Raw genomic sequence first — 16,566 nt, forward strand, 5'->3', positions numbered from 1 at the left:
GCGGTGGAACCACCTGACACCATACCGAACTCAGAAGTGAAACGCTGTAATGCCGATGGTAGTGTGGGGCATCCCCATGTGAGAGTAGGGCACCGCCAGGTTACCAAATACTTATCTAAGTTAAATCATAAAAACAGAAGAACCCCAGTTGAAAAGCTGGGGTTTTTATTTTTGGGAATTTACTTATTATTTAAAGAAATAAGAGTCTAATTTTAGTTTTCAATAAATATATCTATGTATATCATTTAGAGTCTTGATTTCTTATATTTTTCAAATAGACTTTATATACTCATTTCTAATTTCCTCCATTATGCTTAAAAATTTAGATGAAATAACTTCAAGTATTATCGCTGACCCTCAAAATAAAGATTTTACAGATCGTGGAATTTTTCCTTTATTTTCGGCGCCTAAAACAGCTCGAATTAATATTGTAGGTCAAGCTCCGGGGTTAAAAGCTGAGCAAACTCGTTTATATTGGAATGATAAAAGCGGTGATCGTTTGCGTGAATGGCTAGGTGTGGATTACGATTATTTTTATAATTCAGGGATGTTTGCGGTTCTTCCTATGGATTTCTATTATCCTGGAAAAGGAAAATCTGGAGACTTACCTCCAAGGTCTGGGTTTGCAGAAAAATGGCATTCCCAGATTCTAGAAAATTTACCGAATATTCAGCTAACCCTTTTGATTGGTCAATATGCACAGAAATTTTACCTTTCGGATAATAAAAATAACGTAACTGAAACAGTTAAAAATTATCAAAAATTTTTACCGCACTTTATTCCTTTAGTTCATCCTTCACCTAGAAATCAATTTTGGATAGAAAGAAATCCTTGGTTTGGCGAAAAGGTCATTCCCGATTTGCAAAAATTAGTGAAGCGTATCATCAATGAATCAAAAGGGTAGTTGTCATATTTTTACTTTTTTCAATCTTAAGGCGTTCATCAATACGGAAATTGAACTCATCGCCATCGCGGCGCCTGCAATCACTGGATTTAGAAAACCGAAAGCGGCAAGAGGTATGCCTAGAATATTGTAAATCAATGCAAAAAATAGATTTTGTTTGATATTTTTCAAGGTTGCCCTTGCAATAAAAAGCGCATCCACAAGTTGATTCACCGAATGTTGCATAAGCGTTGCTGAGGCCGTTTGTTCTGCAATATCTGAACCTGATTTCATCGCAAAACTGACGTTTGCTGCGGCTAAAGCAGGCGCATCATTTATCCCATCACCTACCATTGCTACAACATGACCTAGATCTTTCAGCTTTTGGATTTGTTCCGCCTTATTTCTAGGGCTGAGTCCACCTAAGGCTTTCTTAATGCCGAGTTGTTTAGCTATGTAATCCACGACAGATTGTTGATCGCCACTCATAATCACTACATCGATATTTTGCTGTTGTAAGCGTTGAATGGCGTGCAAACTATCGTTTTTTAAGGTGTCCGTTAGTGCAAATGCGCCAATGGGTTCATCATTTATAGATACCGCGACAATGCTCGCAATTTGCCAGATATCCTCTAAATTTTTAGGCAATATTAAACCGCAATAATCTGGGTTGCCTACTTTTATTGTTCCCACTTGTTCTAATTCAGCTTGAATGCCTTGACCAACTTCCATTTTTGAAAAAAGTGCGGTAGGAATTTCTAACATTTTTTGTTCTGCTGCTTGCACAATAGCTTTTGCAATTGGGTGGTTAGCTTGTTGTTCAACGGCTGCGGCAAAATGATACAAATCGTCTTCAGAATACACCGCACTTTGTGGCTGCCATAGTGCTGAAATTTCAAGCTCTCCCTTTGTTAGTGTGCCAGTTTTATCAAGTACAACGGTATCCACATGGGCGGTTTCCTCCATTGCTGCCGCATCTTTAAACCATACCCCAGCATTGACTGCTTTACCTAAACCAACCATTATGGCTGCTGGTGTGGCTAACCCCAAGGCACAAGGGCAAGCAATCACAAGCACGGATACTGCGTGAATAAGTGAAGACACACTATCATTCGTCAGAACGTAAGTGAGCGCAAAAGTGACAAGTGAAATCACTAATACAGCAGGCACAAACACTGACGCAACTTTGTCGGCAAATCGTGCAATTGGCGCTTTTGAGCCTTGCGCATCTGATAATGCATTCATCATATCGCCAAGTAAGGTTTGGCTACCAAGCTGATTTGCTTGATAGATGATAGAACCTTCTGTTACCATCGCCCCTGCTAATACTTTTCCACCTTTCTGTTTTTCTTCTGGACGAGATTCACCTGTTAAATGGCTTTCGTCACACCACCCATTTCCACTTTCAATTATGCCGTCTGCCGCAATACGCTCGCCTTGATTGGCACGAATGATTTCGCCGATATTTACTTGGTCAAGAGCAATTTCAGTCCATTTGTCATTACGTAGAGCAGTGACTTTCTTCGGTGTCAGTTGTAAGAGCATGCTTAGGCTATTTAGGCTGTGCTTTTTAGTGCGCTCTTCGAGAAATTTCCCAAGACTGACAAAGCCAATCACCATAACAGAAGCTTCAAAATACACATGTCCCATTGTATGATTGGCATGGTAAAACAACATGAAAGCAGAATAAAGATAAATGGTGAGTGTTCCTGTACTGACAAGGACATCCATATTGGCAAGTCCACCACGAATACTACCGATTGCTCCGCGATAAAATGGAATGGCTAACCAAAGTTGCACAATGCTCGCTAATGCAAATTGCCAAATCGGGGGTAACATCAAGTGATGTGAGCCACTCATCATGCCAAGCATACCAATCAGAAATGGAATATTGATTATCCAAAGTATGATTAATCGCCAAGGGATTGATGTATTTTTTTCTTCGATTGGCAATTCATTGGCTTGTTTGATATGAGCAGAGAAACCTGTTTTATGGATAATCTCTATAATTTGAGTTTCGCTTGCTTGCGTAGAGTCAAATACTACTTGTGCTTCTTCGGCGGCAAAATTCACTCCCGCTTGTTGCACAAATGGTTTTTTATTTAAAACTTTTTCAATACGATTGGCACAAGATTGGCAGGTCATCCCACCAATCTGAATCGAAATTTTTTTACTCTGTGGCGTCAAATCCGGCATCTTCAATTACCTCAATCAACTATTTCAGTTTCGCTTACTTGCGTAGAGTCAAATACAACTTGTGCTTCTTCGGCGGCAAAATTCACTCCAGCTTGTTGTACAAATGTTTTCTTATTTAAAACTTTTTCAATACGATTGGCACAAGATTGGCAGGTCATCCCACTAATCTGAATCGAAATTTTTTACTCTGTAGCGTCAAATCCGGCATCTTCAATTACCTCAATCAACTGTGCAACATTGACTCGATTTTCATCAAAAGTAATATTTGCTTTACCTTCTAGTTGAACATCAGCAGACTGTACGCCATCTAATTCAGTTAAAACTTGAGTAACGCTTTTTACGCAACCGCCGCAATGCATGCCTTCTATGTTTAATGTGATAGTTTTCATTTTTACTCCTTGTTAGTTGTTTTATTGATGGCTACACTATAAACTTTTACGTAAGGTTAAGGTCAAGAAATTTTTTATGAATATTAGTGAAGCCGCAAAATTAGTAGGTTTATCGACGAAACAAATCCGTGATTATGAAAAAATGGGTTTAATTAAACCCGCTATTCGCAGTTTGTCAGGCTATCGAAATTATGGAGAAAGTGATTTAGAAAGGTTGCATTTTATTCGCCACTCACGCGATGTGGGATTTTCGCTACATCAAATTGCACAATTATTAGAACTACAAGATAATCCTAAGCGTAGTAGCCGAGAAGTGAAAGTGCTAACTGCTCAACATATTGCGATGTTGAATAAACAAATAGAACAGTTACAAAAAATAGTACAAGAATTGCAGCGTTGGCATGATAATTGTCAGGGCAATGACTGCCCTGAATGTTCAATTTTGAATGGGTTAAAAGGATAAATGGAAAGTGCGGTTAATATTCCCAGCTTTCTGGATCGACACCTAATTCACGCATAAGCACTTTGGCATCTTCGGGAATTTCATCATTACGCTCTTTCATTAAATCTGCATCGGTGGGCAAAGGTTGACCGGTGAATGCATGCAAAAATGCTTCGCAAAGTAATTCACTGTTGGTTGCATGACGTAAACTTTTTAATTGGCGGCGAGTGCGTTCATTTGTCAAAATTTCCAATACTTTGATTGGAATAGACACTGTGATTTTTTTTACTTGCTCGCTTTTTTTGCCATGTTCTGCATAAGGGCTGATATATTTTCCGTCCCAATCCGCCATAATTTACCTTAGTGCTTATTGATAACCTTACAAATTGTCCGTATTCTAATGAAAAATCAAATAAATAACAATCTAGACGGCTAAACTTCTAGGTTAAAAAGAGAAAGAAAAGTGCGGTAATTTTTTAGATTAAATATAAAGAAACGCTAGACAGTACAGGATTTTAGTGGTAATTTACGCCCATTCAAAGAGCATAGGCTCACCATTCGAATCATCAATTCTTATTAATTCCAATATTTATTCATTATGCATTTAACTGAACTTAAAAATACGCCTGTTTCTGATCTTGTGAAACTTGGCGAAGAACAAATGGGCTTAGAGAATTTAGCTCGTTTGCGTAAACAAGATATTGTCTTTGCAATTTTAAAACAGCACGCCAAAAGCGGTGAAGATATTTTCGGTGGTGGCGTGTTAGAAATCTTACCGGATGGTTTTGGTTTCCTTCGTTCTGCTGACAGTTCCTACCTTGCAGGCCCTGATGATATCTATGTTTCCCCAAGTCAAATTCGTCGTTTTAACCTTCAAACTGGTGATAAAATCGAAGGTAAAATCCGTCCACCCAAAGAAGGCGAACGCTATTTTGCACTTTTAAAAGTTGATCAAGTTAATGATGACAAACCTGAAGTTTCTCGTAGCAAAATCTTATTTGAAAACTTAACGCCATTACATGCTAACTCTCGTTTAAGAATGGAGCGAGGCAATGGCTCAACAGAAGATTTAACCGCACGTATTTTGGATTTAGCATCACCAATTGGTAAAGGTCAACGTGGTTTGATTGTTGCTCCGCCAAAAGCAGGTAAAACCATGTTGCTGCAAAATATTGCGCAAAGTATCACGCATAATTATCCTGATGTAGAGCTTATCGTGTTATTGATTGATGAACGTCCAGAAGAAGTGACAGAAATGCAACGTTCAGTAAAAGGCGAAGTGATTGCTTCTACTTTTGATGAGCCTGCAACTCGTCACGTTCAAGTGGCAGAAATGGTGATCGAAAAAGCGAAACGTTCAGTAGAGCATAAAAAAGATGTGGTGATTCTGCTTGACTCTATTACACGTTTAGCACGCGCTTACAATACAGTAACCCCCGCTTCAGGTAAAATCTTATCTGGTGGTGTGGATGCTAACGCATTACATCGTCCAAAACGTTTCTTTGGTGCTGCACGTAACGTGGAAGAAGGCGGTAGTTTAACTATTATTGCGACTGCGCTAGTTGATACCGGTTCGAAAATGGATGAAGTTATTTTCGAAGAATTTAAAGGTACAGGTAATATGGAATTACACCTTTCTCGTAAAATTGCAGAAAAACGTGTATTCCCTGCAATTGATTTCAATCGTTCGGGTACCCGTAAGGAAGATTTACTTACTTCACCTGAAGAACTTCAAAAAATGTGGATTCTACGTAAAATTCTTAATCCTATGGGAGAGGTAGAAGCAATGGAATTCCTTATTGATAAACTTATGGTTGCAAAAACCAATGAAGAGTTTTTTGAAGTAATGAAACGTTCATAGAAGGAAATATTCTAAAACTCTTTTATATAGTCGGTACTCTTATAGGAGTACCGGTTTTTTATTGTTCGAATTTACCGCACTTTTTATAAAAAAATTTTAACTTGATCACAATTTTAGAATTTGTTCTTTGAGATTCTCTATTTATCGGCATAACATAATACTCAAATTTTGTTAGGGCATATTTTGCTCTGCAAATTGACAAATTTAAGTAATTTATGCTTTGGAGCAAACTATGAAACCAACAGAAAAACTCAAATGGAACAAATTTGATGCAACATGGATGTTAAACCTTTTCGGTACGGCGGTTGGCGCTGGCGTCTTATTCCTACCGATTAACGCAGGGATGGGGGGATTTTGGCCGTTAGTTTTAATGGCAATTATCGTTGGACCGATGACCTATTTTGCTCACCGTGGTTTAGCCTATTTTGTACTTTCATCAAAAAATCCTGGCAGCGATATTACTGAAGTAGTGGAAGAACACTTTGGTAAAACAGCGGGTAAACTTATCACCCTACTTTATTTCTTCGCGATTTTCCCTATTCTTTTAATTTACGGTAACGGTATTACTAACACTATCGATTCTTTCATTGTGAATCAACTTGGCATGGCATCGCCAAACCGAGCTATTCTCTCTTTTGTATTAATTGCGGTATTGATTTCCGTCATGCTATTTAATGAAAAAGTGATGTTAAAAATCACGGAATGGCTTGTTTACCCATTAGTATTAATTTTATTCGCACTTTCTATTTACTTAATTCCAGAATGGAATGGAGCGATGTTAAATGAATTCCCAACAGCAGGCGGTTTCGTTACCACATTGTGGCTTACTATTCCTGTATTGGTATTCTCATTTAACCATTCACCAGCAATTTCATCTTTCACTTGCTCACAATTCCGTGAATATAAAACTTTCGATGGTGCAGAACGCCATATCGGCCATACAGAAAAAGGCACCTCAACGATTTTATTATTCTTCGTAATGTTCTTCGTATTTAGCTGCGTATTGACATTAACACCTGAAGAATTAGTGGCGGCAAAAGCACAAAATATTAGTATCTTGTCTTTCTTAGCGAATAAATTTGATAATCCATATATCTCTTATTTTGGCCCGCTTGTTGCATTCTTAGCGATTACTAGCTCATTCTTCGGTCACTATATGGGCGCACGTGAAGGCTTAGAAGGATTATATTTGAAAATGAAAGGCGAATCTGTAAATCGTAAAAAACTCAATTATGCGACCGCACTTTTCTTCTTATTAACGTTATGGGGCGTTGCGATTATTAATCCTAGTATCTTAGGCTTAATTGAATCTCTTGGCGGTCCAATCATTGCGATGATTTTGTTTATCATGCCAATGTACGCGATTCGCAAAATCCCAGCAATGAAACGCTACAGCGGACGGTTCAGCAATGTTTTTGTAACGATTATGGGATTAATCGCTATCTCTGCGGTTGTTTATGGATTATTATAAACGCCCTTTAAAGTTTAGCGAATTTTGAGAAATTTATGATTAGCGTATTTGATATGTTTAAAGTGGGAATTGGGCCATCCAGTTCCCATACTGTCGGCCCGATGAAAGCTGGCAAACAATTTATAGATGACTTAATTGAACGAAATCAGTTTGAACAAACAGCTGAAATTCATGTGGATGTCTATGGTTCTCTTTCGATGACAGGGAGAGGACACAGTACAGATATTGCCATCATCATGGGGTTAGCGGGTTATTTACCACATAATGTGGATATCGATATGATTTCAGGTTTCATCGAGAAAGTGAAACAAACTGCTCTTTTACCAATTAATGTTAGTCAAAAAACGGTAAAATTTGATTTTGAAAATAATCTCATTTTCCACCGCACTTTTTTAAAATTGCACGAAAATGGCATGACAATTACCGCTCTTGATGAAAATCGCACAGAGCTTTATCGCCAAACCTATTATTCGATCGGTGGTGGTTTTATTGTCGATGAAGCCCATTTTGGTCAAGAAGAAAAAAACACAGTCCAAGTGCCTTATCCTTACAAAAATGCAGAAGATATTTTAAAACATTGCAGTGATAACGGCTTAATGCTTTCGACAGTGATGTTAGAAAATGAAGTCGCATTACATGGCAAAGAAGCTGTCAGTGCTCATTTAGAGAATGTCTGGAAGACGATGCAAGCTTGTATCGATCACGGTATTCACACTGAAGGAATTTTACCTGGGCCATTACGTGTGCCACGCCGTGCAGCATCGCTTTATCGTATGTTACAAGCAAATACTAATTTATCTAACGATCCAATGCGCGTAATCGACTGGGTCAATATGTTTGCGCTTGCTGTCAATGAAGAAAATGCAGCAGGTGGACGTGTAGTTACAGCCCCAACTAATGGTGCATGCGGGATTATTCCAGCTGTATTAGCTTACTATGAGAAGTTCATCTCACCATTAACACCTGAAATCATTGAACGCTATTTATTAGCAGCAGGGATGATTGGTTCACTTTATAAAATGAATGCTTCAATTTCTGGAGCAGAAGTAGGTTGCCAAGGTGAAGTAGGTGTAGCCTGTTCAATGGCTGCTGCAGGACTAGCTGAAATTTTGGGTGGCAATCCACTGCAAGTATGCATAGCAGCTGAAATTGCAATGGAGCATAACTTAGGATTAACTTGCGACCCTGTCGGTGGTCAAGTTCAAGTACCTTGTATCGAACGCAATGCGATTGCTTCAGTTAAAGCAATCAATGCATCACGTATGGCTTTACGCCGTACTACTAATCCAAGGGTAACCTTGGATAAAGTGATTGAAACCATGTATGAAACAGGCAAAGACATGAATGCTAAGTATCGTGAAACATCTCAAGGCGGACTTGCAGTTAAGATTGTGTGTTCTTAGTATAGGTAAAAAAGGATTGAGCAATGCTCAATCCTTTTCATTTTGTTAACAACAAATATCTTGTACTACAAATTGAAGTGAATGGCGCGCAAATTGTTGCTTTTTTCGATGTTTTAAACGTCTTAAACGTGAATTTCGAGATAAAGAGGTTTGTTTTAAATTGGTTTTCTTTTTAAGAAAAGTTTTGCGTTTTAACATTTTATTTATCCTTTTTTTCTTTTATTTCTTCTGAATTTCCAACCGCACTTTCGTTGTTGGCATTATCATTTGTTGTTTGATTTTCTTGGACTCGATGATAATTCACAATGCTATTCATATAGCGGCGAATATTTTCTACATATTGGTGCGCTTCATAGCCTCGGGCATAGCCGTATTTCAGCTGGGAATAATAGCGTTTTTCTGCTAATAAAGGCAGGTTTTTTTTCACATCGAGCCAATTATCTGGATTTCCGCCAAGATTTTTAGTTAAACGACGTGCATCAATTAAGTGGCCAAGCCCCATGTTATAGGCGGCTAAGGCAAACCAAATTCTTTCTTCTTTTTCAATGGTTTCTGGAATTTGACTAATCAGCCAGTGTAAATATTCTGATCCCGCTTTAATGCTTTGTTCAGGATCTGTTCTATCGCTGATTTTCATATGTTGTGCGGTATCTTTCGTCAGCATCATTATGCCACGCACGCCCGTAGGCGATGTTGCATCGGGATTCCAATGAGACTCTTGATAAGCGACTGCCGCGAGTAATCGCCAATCTAATTCACCTTTATATTTTTCGAAGAGCGATGAGAATTGTGGAAGGGTATTTTCAATTGCGTTCATGTAAGAGCGCGTATCCACGTAATCAAATTGTGAAATATGCCCTAAATATTTTTCTTTTAAATTATCCACTAGCCCTATTTCTTGTGCATTATTCATAAAATTGAGTAAGGCAGCTTGCAGATCATTGTAGGCATTATTTGGTAAATACCAGTGAATGTTTGCTTCATCAGTAATATCAAAGGCAATGGCTAATTCTGGTTTGATTTGTTGGATCGCCGCAATATCAATCGAATTTGCAATAACGTAAGGAATTTTTCCTTCAGAGAGCTGTAGCAATAGTTCTTCTTGAGTAAACGCTTGATTTCTTTTCCAAGTTAATTGTGGATATTGTTTTTGTAATTCTTTTAGTTTTTCTTCCAATAATGAATTGTTAGCGATATAAATTTCTTTCTTGATATCGCCTAGATTTTTAGGGCGTTGTTCATCTTTTCGATAAGCTAATTGCCATGAAGCGGAATGATATGCTGGGCCAATTTGGAAACGTTCTGCATTATTAGGATGATATAAAAGGTGAGCCGCAGCTAAATCAATATTATGCTTATCTAACTCATTAAATAATTGTTCTTGATTATCGAAAGTTTTAATTTCGAGTTCTACACCTAGTGAATCTGCAAATGCTTTAGCCAATTCATATTCAAGGCCTCGTTCGCCGTCTTTATTTATAAAATAAGAAATAGGGTTGTTCATTGTGCCTACAATAAGTGAGCCTCGTTCTTGAATTGCAGTATAGTGGTTTTCTTCAGCATGGCGTAAAAATTGCCATGGGAATACCATATCAATAGCCCAAAGCAATAAAGCCAAGGCAGTAATAATACGTAAAAAGAGACCTTTCAATGATTTTTCCTATATAAAAATTTTGCGGGATTGTAGCTAGAATTTAAGCAATAGACAATAAAAAGCCCCTTGAGGTTCAAGGGGCTAAGTTTTGTTCACCGAGTAGTGCTAAATTTTAAATGATGCAAAAACATTAGGAAACAGCACTATTCTTTATATCGTAAGGATCTTATACTCGGCGATCACGGCGTGGTTTATCGCTAAAAGAGCGGTTACTTTTTTCATTAAATTTACGATTTCCACGATTGTCACCACCACGTTCATTACGTCCGCGTTCTCCACGGAAATCTCCTCCACGGCCTTTACGTTTACCGTTAAAATCATCGCCGCCACGCGAACTATCAGACTTCACCGCACCTAAGAAAGACATTTGCATTTGTTTATTCAATACGCGTGTTTTACCGAATTGTTGCAATAATTCTTTCGGCATACCTTGTGGCAATTCAATGGTAGTGTAGTCATCATAAAGTTTGATATGACCAATATAGCGACTATTGATATCACCTTCGTTAGCAATCGCACCAACGATATGACGAACTTCTACACCATCTGCACGACCCACTTCGATACGATATAAATCCATTGGTTGTGGATTTCCATAGCCTTTACGTTCGCCACGACGTTCAGCTGAACGTGGATTTTCACGGCGATCACCGCGTTCATTACGTTCACGACGACGTTTTTCTATTGGCGGATCTGGTGGAAGAATTAATTTTTGTTTGCCTTGTAGCAACATTAACATTGCTGCAGCAATATCTTCTTGATCCTGATCAGCTGTGAATAAGTCTTCTAATAAACTACGATATTGTTCTAAATCGTGATGTTCTAGTTGTTTCGTAATTTTTGCGACAAATTTTTTGCGGCGGCATTCTTGTAACACTAGATGATTTGGCAATTCTACTTCATTGATACCTTTTTTCATTAGGTGTTCAATATTACGAAGTAAACGGCGCTCGCGAGGTTCAACGAACAATAAGGCACGACCAGAACGACCAGCACGACCAGTACGTCCAATTCGGTGTACATAAGATTCTGCATCAAGCGGAATGTCGTAGTTCACCACAAGGCTGATACGTTCAATATCAATACCGCGTGCGGCCACATCGGTTGCCACAACAATATCTAAACTGCCGTTACGTAAGCGATCGAGGGTTTGTTCGCGGAGTTGTTGTGTCATATCACCATTAAGTGCGGCAGAACGGAAACCATTTTTTTCAAGTAGTTCTGTAATGTCTAAAGTACCGGTTTTAGTGCGAGCAAAGATAATCGCTGCATCAAAATCTTCCACTTCTAAGAAACGAAGAAGGGCTTCATTTTTACGCACGCCGTGCACATACCAACAACTTTGGTCGATATCTGGGGCATTTTCGTTATTAACTTTGATCTTCACTTCTTTCGGATCATTCATAAAACGTTTAGTAATACGACGGATCGGTTCAGGCATTGTTGCAGAGAATAACGCTGTTTGGTGATTTTCTGGTAATTCTGCCATGACGGTTTCTACATCATCAATGAAACCCATACGTAGCATTTCATCAGCTTCATCTAATACGATAAAACGAAGTTCAGAAAGATTTAATGTTCCGCGGCGAATATGGTCAAGAATACGACCTGGTGTACCTACAACTACTTGTGCGCCTTGTTTTAATGCACGAAGCTGGATGTCATAACGTTGACCTCCATATAAGGTAACAATGCGGGAGCCATGAGCATATTTAACAAATTGTTCGCAAGCATCGGCAACTTGAATAGCAAGTTCGCGAGTAGGCGCCATTACTAACATTTGTGGATGTTTTTCACTTGGATCGATTTGCGCTAATAAAGGCAGTGCAAAAGCAGCGGTTTTACCACTACCCGTTTGTGCCATACCTAGCACATCATTGCCATTGAGCAAATGTGGGATACAAGCTTGTTGAATTGGAGAAGGGGTTTCAAAACCTAAGTCAGAAACAGCTTTTAAGATGAACTCAGGTAAGCCTAAGTCATTAAAAGTAATTTTGTCAGTCATTAAAATACTCGAATATAAATAAGGAAAGCTCAAAGAGGCCTTCGGTTTATTAAGTTGAGCAGAGCGAATGAATTTTTCTATTCGTTCTACTGCAAAGAGCGGTGAGTTTTTGATTGATTTCTAGAAAACAATCGCTTTTGTGACCGCACTTTTATCTTCTTTTTCGTCTTCTGTTTGAACCGGTTTTAATTTCATTAGTTCAAACGCGGCAAAACGATACTCAACAAAGTTATAAACCTGATTTGCCATAGCTAGTTTAAATAAAGCTGCTGCTTCATCTACTAGCCCTACATTGAGTTTTTGTTTTGCTAGATAAAAATAGGTTTCTGTGAGAATTTCAGCATATTGTTGTGAATTTTCGGCAAATTCACTTGCACGTTGTTGTAATTCTTCTACAGAGATGTGTCCTAAGTAATATTGAACGATGTGTGTACCCCAGAAGTCCTCTGATAGCCCTTTTGCTCGTTCAACAAGGTTTGTTTGGGCTTCTTGTGGTTTTAATTTTTGTTCGTTCAAATATAGCCATAAGACACGATAGGGATCTTTTGTATCGGCTTGGTAGAACTGTAAGAAATCTTGCTGAGCAAGATGGTAGCGCCCTACATAATAAAAATTTAAACCACGATTAAGGTGGGTATAGTCATAACTTGAATCTAATTCAAACACCGTATTGAATGCTTCCAATGCGCCGTCATAATCTTCTTCAAGCAATAAATAAAGCCCTAAATAATTGTACACAGATGCCATTTTAGGCTGTAATGCAAGGGCTTGAGTAAAATCGTAACGAGCAAGTCCCCATAATCCAAGGGAATCATAGAGTACGCCACGTTCAAAATGTAGCGATGCACGTTCTTCATTACTCATTTTTCCAACGAGTAGTACTTGGCTTAATCGTACGATCATCACTTCTTGTTCAAAGTGAGTATTCGGATTTTGTTCAGCTAACACGACATGATTTTTTGACACAAAACCGCCCCTAGACTGAACACAGCCTGCAAGGAGTAAGATCGCACATAAGCTAAATAAATAGACTACAAAATGGCGAGATAAGCGAAAACACCGCATTTGCTTTCTTTATGCCTAAAAGTTGGAAAACAACAAAACTTGGCAGCGGTTGCTACCAAGTTTTGATTCGATATTCCAAGATTATTCTTGTTCTTCTACAGAATCTTCTTGGTTAATTTCAGTTTCTTGTTTTGGAGCCAAGTCTTTCATTGTTAAACGAATACGACCTTGACGATCGATTTCAACAACTTTTACGTTTACTTCTTGACCCACTTGGAGGTAATCGCTAACTTTTTCTACGCGCTCTTCAGCAATTTGAGAAATATGAACTAAACCTTCTTTATTTCCAACGATTGCTACGAATGCACCAAAATCAGCAAGACGAGTGACTTTACCTTTGTAAATTGCGCCCGCTTCAACTTCTGCAACGATTTCTTCAATACGTCCCATTACGTTTTTCGCTGCATTGCTATCTACTGCGGCAATTTTCACTGTACCATCGTCATCAATGTCAATTGATGTACCAGTTTCTTCAGTTAATGAACGAATTGTTGCGCCACCTTTACCAATGACATCTTTGATTTTCTTAGGATCAATTTTCATTGTATAGATGCGCGGCGCATAATCGGAAATATCCGCGCGTGGAGCAGGGATTGCTTGTTCCATTACGCCAAGAATGTGCATGCGTGCACTTTTTGCTTGGTTTAATGCAATTTGCATAATTTCAGGGGTGATCCCTTCAATTTTGATATCCATTTGAAGTGCGGTTACACCTTCACGTGTACCTGCTACTTTAAAGTCCATATCACCTAAGTGGTCTTCATCACCTAAGATATCTGAAAGCACCACGAATTTTTCTTCTTCTTTTACTAAGCCCATTGCGATACCTGCAACAGCCGCTTTGATTGGTACACCCGCATCCATTAATGCTAAAGATGCACCACATACAGATGCCATAGAAGAAGAACCGTTAGATTCAGTGATTTCAGATACAACACGCACTACATACGGGAATTCAGCAAGGCTTGGCATAACAGCTGCTACACCACGTTTTGCTAAACGACCGTGACCAATTTCACGACGTTTTGGTGAGCCGATCATACCGGTTTCACCTACAGAGTATGGAGGGAAGTTGTAGTGGAATAGGAAGTGATCTTGACGTTCACCTGTTAATTCATCAATGATTTGTGCATCACGTTCAGTACCTAACGTTGCAACGGCTAATGCTTGTGTTTCACCACGGGTGAAAATAGCAGAACCGTGAGTACGTGGTAATACACCAGTACAAATATCTAATGCACGAACGGTATCAACGGTACGACCATCAATACGTGGTTCACCTGCAATGATACGGCCACGAACGATTTGGCTTTCAAGTGCGGTGAAAATATCTACGATTTTACCTTCGCTGACCTCTTCATCTTCTGCTGTGATTTGTGCAATCACATCCGCTTTAATCGCATCGATTTGTTCGTAACGTGCTTGTTTTTCAGTAATGCGGTATGCATCGCCTAAACGTGCTTCAGCAATCGCTTTTACTTTGTTGATTAAATCTGTATTTGGTTGTGGCGCAACCCAATCCCAACGTGGTTTGCCTGCTTCTTTTGCAAATTCTTTGATTGCTTCAACCACAACTTGTTGTTGTTGATGACCGAATACTACCGCTGCTAACATTTGTTCTTCAGTTAAGATATCAGCTTCAGATTCAACCATTAATACGGCTTTGTCAGTACCTGCAACCACTAAGTCCAAACGGCTTTGTTTTTGTTCAGCCATAGTTGGGTTTAATACGAATTGGTTGTCGATAAAACCAACGCGCGCTGCACCGATAGGACCGTTGAAAGGTACACCAGATAAGGTTAATGCTGCAGAAGCACCGATCATTGCAACTAAGTCAGGGCTGATTTGTGGGTTTACAGAAACCACAGTTGCCACAACTTGGATTTCGTTGAAGAAACCTTCTGGGAATAATGGGCGAATTGGACGGTCGATTAAACGTGCAATTAAAGTTTCGCCTTCAGATGGACGACCTTCACGTTTGAAAAAACCACCAGGGATTTTACCCGCCGCATAAGTACGCTCTTGGTAGTTTACGGTTAATGGGAAGAAGTCTTGACCTTCTTTCACATCTTTTTTAGCCACAACAGTCACGAATACCGTGGTATCGTCCATGCTTGCCATGACCGCAGCAGTTGCTTGACGTGCAATTGCGCCAGTTTCTAGAGTAACGGTATGTTGACCGTATTTAAATTGTTTAACAATTGGATTCACAATGTTTTCCTTAAAATTCATATTAAAAACAATGCTTTATTTTCCAGATTGCGACTAGCAAAAGAAATCTTTTGTAAAAATAACCGCACTTTCGAGCGCTTAAAATTGCTTTTGATAGCCGCACGCTAATGTAGAAAATAAAGCCTGAGCATTATACAGAGGTTTTTGAGTGATTGGTAACTTTATTTCATTTAACCGACTTGGTATCATAGGATAACTTTTATCCACTATAAGGAAAATTCTATGATTATTAGCAGCTTAACCAGCCTAAATTTTAAAGTTGGTTTACCAAAAGTGATTGCTGAAGTATGTGATTATTTGAATACGTTAGATTTGAATGCGTTAGAAAATGGTCGTCATGATATTAACGATCAAATTTATATGAACGTAATGGAACCAGAAACTGCAGAACCAAGCAGCAAAAAAGCAGAATTACATCATGAATACTTAGATGTTCAGGTATTAATCCGCGGTACGGAAAATATAGAAGTTGGCGCTAATTATCCTGATTTGTCTAAATATGAATCTTATAACGAAGCGGATGATTATCAACTTTGTGCAGATATTGATGATAAATTCACCATCACAATGAAACCAAAAATGTTCGCTGTATTTTATCCTTATGAACCGCATAAGCCTTGCTGTGTAGTGAATGGAAAAACAGAAAAAATTAAAAAATTAGTCGTAAAAGTACCTGTTAAATTAATTTAACTTTCGAAAAAGGGCGATTAAAAATGTTTTTATTTTAACCGCCCTTTTTTATTATTTAATCACTGTAATTGACCATTTCGCATCATCAATTTGCTCGAAGTTTGTCACTTCATAGCCTTCTTCTGCCGCCCAAGCGGGAATGGCTTCAGTAGCTTGGGTGCAGTCAAATTCAATTTCTAGGCCATCGCCTTTATTTAACTTAGCCATGGCTTCCTTAGCTTCAATGAGAGGAAATGGGCAAACAAGTCCGAGTGTTGGTAATTTAATGATCATAT

The 16,566-nt window shown here is 38.7% G+C and carries 15 protein-coding genes, 1 rRNA gene and 1 pseudogene; 7 read left to right on the forward strand and 10 right to left on the reverse strand.

What is annotated here, in order from left to right:
• A 5S ribosomal RNA gene (gene rrf / locus FE813_RS00005) occupies window positions 1-101 on the forward strand; the annotation flags it as partial.
• 209 nt (window positions 102-310) lie between these two features.
• The gene (locus FE813_RS00010) at window positions 311-904 is read left to right on the forward strand and encodes a uracil-DNA glycosylase family protein (RefSeq protein ID WP_139988989.1); all 594 of its coding nucleotides are present in this window, start codon (window positions 311-313) and stop codon (window positions 902-904) included.
• Between the two features lie 3 nt (window positions 905-907).
• Here FE813_RS00010 and FE813_RS00015 read toward each other — a convergent pair whose 3' ends face one another.
• The 3 genes and pseudogenes from FE813_RS00015 to FE813_RS00025 all read right to left on the reverse strand — a co-directional run bounded on the left by FE813_RS00015 (window position 908) and on the right by FE813_RS00025 (window position 3,468).
• A complete protein-coding gene (locus FE813_RS00015) occupies window positions 908-3,079 on the reverse strand; it encodes a heavy metal translocating P-type ATPase (protein ID WP_139988990.1) in 2,172 nt (723 codons plus the stop codon).
• A 14-nt stretch (window positions 3,080-3,093) separates the two neighbouring features.
• Window positions 3,094-3,287, reverse strand: a pseudogene (locus tag FE813_RS00020) (cation transporter); the annotation flags it as partial.
• Window positions 3,262-3,468 carry a heavy-metal-associated domain-containing protein gene (locus tag FE813_RS00025; protein ID WP_046942235.1) on the reverse strand — a complete coding sequence of 69 codons (207 nt, stop codon included), beginning with the start codon at window positions 3,466-3,468 and terminating at the stop codon, window positions 3,262-3,264. The gene FE813_RS00025 and the pseudogene FE813_RS00020, both read right to left, overlap by 26 nt.
• A 76-nt stretch (window positions 3,469-3,544) precedes the next feature.
• Between FE813_RS00025 and FE813_RS00030 the strand changes: the two genes are divergently transcribed.
• Window positions 3,545-3,931 (forward strand): Cu(I)-responsive transcriptional regulator, encoded by a 387-nt coding sequence (locus tag FE813_RS00030; protein WP_133498006.1) that lies wholly within the window; start codon window positions 3,545-3,547, stop codon window positions 3,929-3,931.
• A gap of 13 nt (window positions 3,932-3,944) precedes the next feature.
• Here FE813_RS00030 and metJ read toward each other — a convergent pair whose 3' ends face one another.
• Window positions 3,945-4,262 (reverse strand): met regulon transcriptional regulator MetJ, encoded by a 318-nt coding sequence (metJ, locus tag FE813_RS00035; RefSeq protein ID WP_005634287.1) that lies wholly within the window; start codon window positions 4,260-4,262, stop codon window positions 3,945-3,947.
• Between the two features lie 246 nt (window positions 4,263-4,508).
• Between metJ and rho the strand changes: the two genes are divergently transcribed.
• From rho to FE813_RS00050, 3 genes are all read left to right on the forward strand, one after another.
• On the forward strand, window positions 4,509-5,771 hold the full coding sequence (gene rho / locus FE813_RS00040; protein WP_048954295.1) for a transcription termination factor Rho: 1,263 nt from the start codon (window positions 4,509-4,511) through the stop codon (window positions 5,769-5,771).
• Window positions 5,772-6,003: 232 nt separating this feature from the next.
• Entirely contained in the window at window positions 6,004-7,242 is a 1,239-nt protein-coding gene (locus FE813_RS00045; protein WP_139988991.1) for an HAAAP family serine/threonine permease, read from the forward strand.
• Window positions 7,243-7,277: 35 nt separating this feature from the next.
• Complete coding sequence (locus FE813_RS00050) at window positions 7,278-8,645, forward strand: L-serine ammonia-lyase (protein WP_139988992.1); 1,368 nt, start codon at window positions 7,278-7,280, stop codon at window positions 8,643-8,645.
• 45 nt (window positions 8,646-8,690) lie between these two features.
• Here FE813_RS00050 and FE813_RS10885 read toward each other — a convergent pair whose 3' ends face one another.
• From FE813_RS10885 to pnp, 5 genes are all read right to left on the reverse strand, one after another.
• Window positions 8,691-8,843, reverse strand: a complete 153-nt coding sequence (locus FE813_RS10885; RefSeq protein ID WP_506340686.1) for a hypothetical protein — start codon at window positions 8,841-8,843, stop codon at window positions 8,691-8,693.
• 1 nt (window position 8,844) lies between these two features.
• Window positions 8,845-10,296 carry a membrane-bound lytic murein transglycosylase MltF gene (gene mltF, locus FE813_RS00055; protein WP_139988993.1) on the reverse strand — a complete coding sequence of 484 codons (1,452 nt, stop codon included), beginning with the start codon at window positions 10,294-10,296 and terminating at the stop codon, window positions 8,845-8,847.
• Between the two features lie 169 nt (window positions 10,297-10,465).
• Window positions 10,466-12,304: a DEAD/DEAH box helicase gene (locus FE813_RS00060; protein WP_139988994.1), complete on the reverse strand. Its 1,839-nt coding sequence runs from the start codon at window positions 12,302-12,304 to the stop codon at window positions 10,466-10,468.
• A gap of 120 nt (window positions 12,305-12,424) precedes the next feature.
• Window positions 12,425-13,369 (reverse strand): lipoprotein NlpI, encoded by a 945-nt coding sequence (gene nlpI / locus FE813_RS00065; protein WP_139988995.1) that lies wholly within the window; start codon window positions 13,367-13,369, stop codon window positions 12,425-12,427.
• Window positions 13,370-13,450: 81 nt separating this feature from the next.
• The gene (gene pnp / locus FE813_RS00070) at window positions 13,451-15,580 is read right to left on the reverse strand and encodes a polyribonucleotide nucleotidyltransferase (protein ID WP_139988996.1); all 2,130 of its coding nucleotides are present in this window, start codon (window positions 15,578-15,580) and stop codon (window positions 13,451-13,453) included.
• Between the two features lie 243 nt (window positions 15,581-15,823).
• On the opposite strand from pnp, the gene nanQ reads away from it, so the two are divergent.
• Complete coding sequence (nanQ, locus tag FE813_RS00075; protein WP_139988997.1) at window positions 15,824-16,291, forward strand: N-acetylneuraminate anomerase; 468 nt, start codon at window positions 15,824-15,826, stop codon at window positions 16,289-16,291.
• 51 nt (window positions 16,292-16,342) lie between these two features.
• On the opposite strand, the gene FE813_RS00080 is transcribed toward nanQ, so the two are convergent.
• Window positions 16,343-16,564 carry a sulfurtransferase TusA family protein gene (locus FE813_RS00080; protein ID WP_139988998.1) on the reverse strand — a complete coding sequence of 74 codons (222 nt, stop codon included), beginning with the start codon at window positions 16,562-16,564 and terminating at the stop codon, window positions 16,343-16,345.
• Between the last annotated feature and the right edge of the window lie 2 nt (window positions 16,565-16,566).

Origin of the sequence: Haemophilus seminalis (genome assembly GCF_006384255.1) — a bacterium.
GTDB classification, from domain to species: Bacteria; Pseudomonadota; Gammaproteobacteria; order Enterobacterales; family Pasteurellaceae; genus Haemophilus; species Haemophilus seminalis.

Bases quoted from the DNA above. Each gene is read 5' to 3' on its own strand.
- FE813_RS00025 (WP_046942235.1), bottom strand. From the start codon at position 3,468: ATGAAAACTATCACATTAAACATAGAAGGCATGCATTGCGGCGGTTGC.
- FE813_RS00045 (WP_139988991.1), top strand. From the start codon at position 6,004: ATGAAACCAACAGAAAAACTCAAATGGAACAAATTTGATGCAACATGG.
- FE813_RS00050 (WP_139988992.1), top strand. From the start codon at position 7,278: ATGATTAGCGTATTTGATATGTTTAAAGTGGGAATTGGGCCATCCAGT.
- nanQ (WP_139988997.1), top strand. From the start codon at position 15,824: ATGATTATTAGCAGCTTAACCAGCCTAAATTTTAAAGTTGGTTTACCA.
- FE813_RS00015 (WP_139988990.1), bottom strand. From the start codon at position 3,079: ATGCCGGATTTGACGCCACAGAGTAAAAAAATTTCGATTCAGATTGGT.
- metJ (WP_005634287.1), bottom strand. From the start codon at position 4,262: ATGGCGGATTGGGACGGAAAATATATCAGCCCTTATGCAGAACATGGC.
- nlpI (WP_139988995.1), bottom strand. From the start codon at position 13,369: ATGCGGTGTTTTCGCTTATCTCGCCATTTTGTAGTCTATTTATTTAGC.
- FE813_RS10885 (WP_506340686.1), bottom strand. From the start codon at position 8,843: ATGTTAAAACGCAAAACTTTTCTTAAAAAGAAAACCAATTTAAAACAA.
- FE813_RS00010 (WP_139988989.1), top strand. From the start codon at position 311: ATGCTTAAAAATTTAGATGAAATAACTTCAAGTATTATCGCTGACCCT.
- FE813_RS00080 (WP_139988998.1), bottom strand. From the start codon at position 16,564: ATGATCATTAAATTACCAACACTCGGACTTGTTTGCCCATTTCCTCTC.
- rho (WP_048954295.1), top strand. From the start codon at position 4,509: ATGCATTTAACTGAACTTAAAAATACGCCTGTTTCTGATCTTGTGAAA.
- FE813_RS00060 (WP_139988994.1), bottom strand. From the start codon at position 12,304: ATGACTGACAAAATTACTTTTAATGACTTAGGCTTACCTGAGTTCATC.
- FE813_RS00030 (WP_133498006.1), top strand. From the start codon at position 3,545: ATGAATATTAGTGAAGCCGCAAAATTAGTAGGTTTATCGACGAAACAA.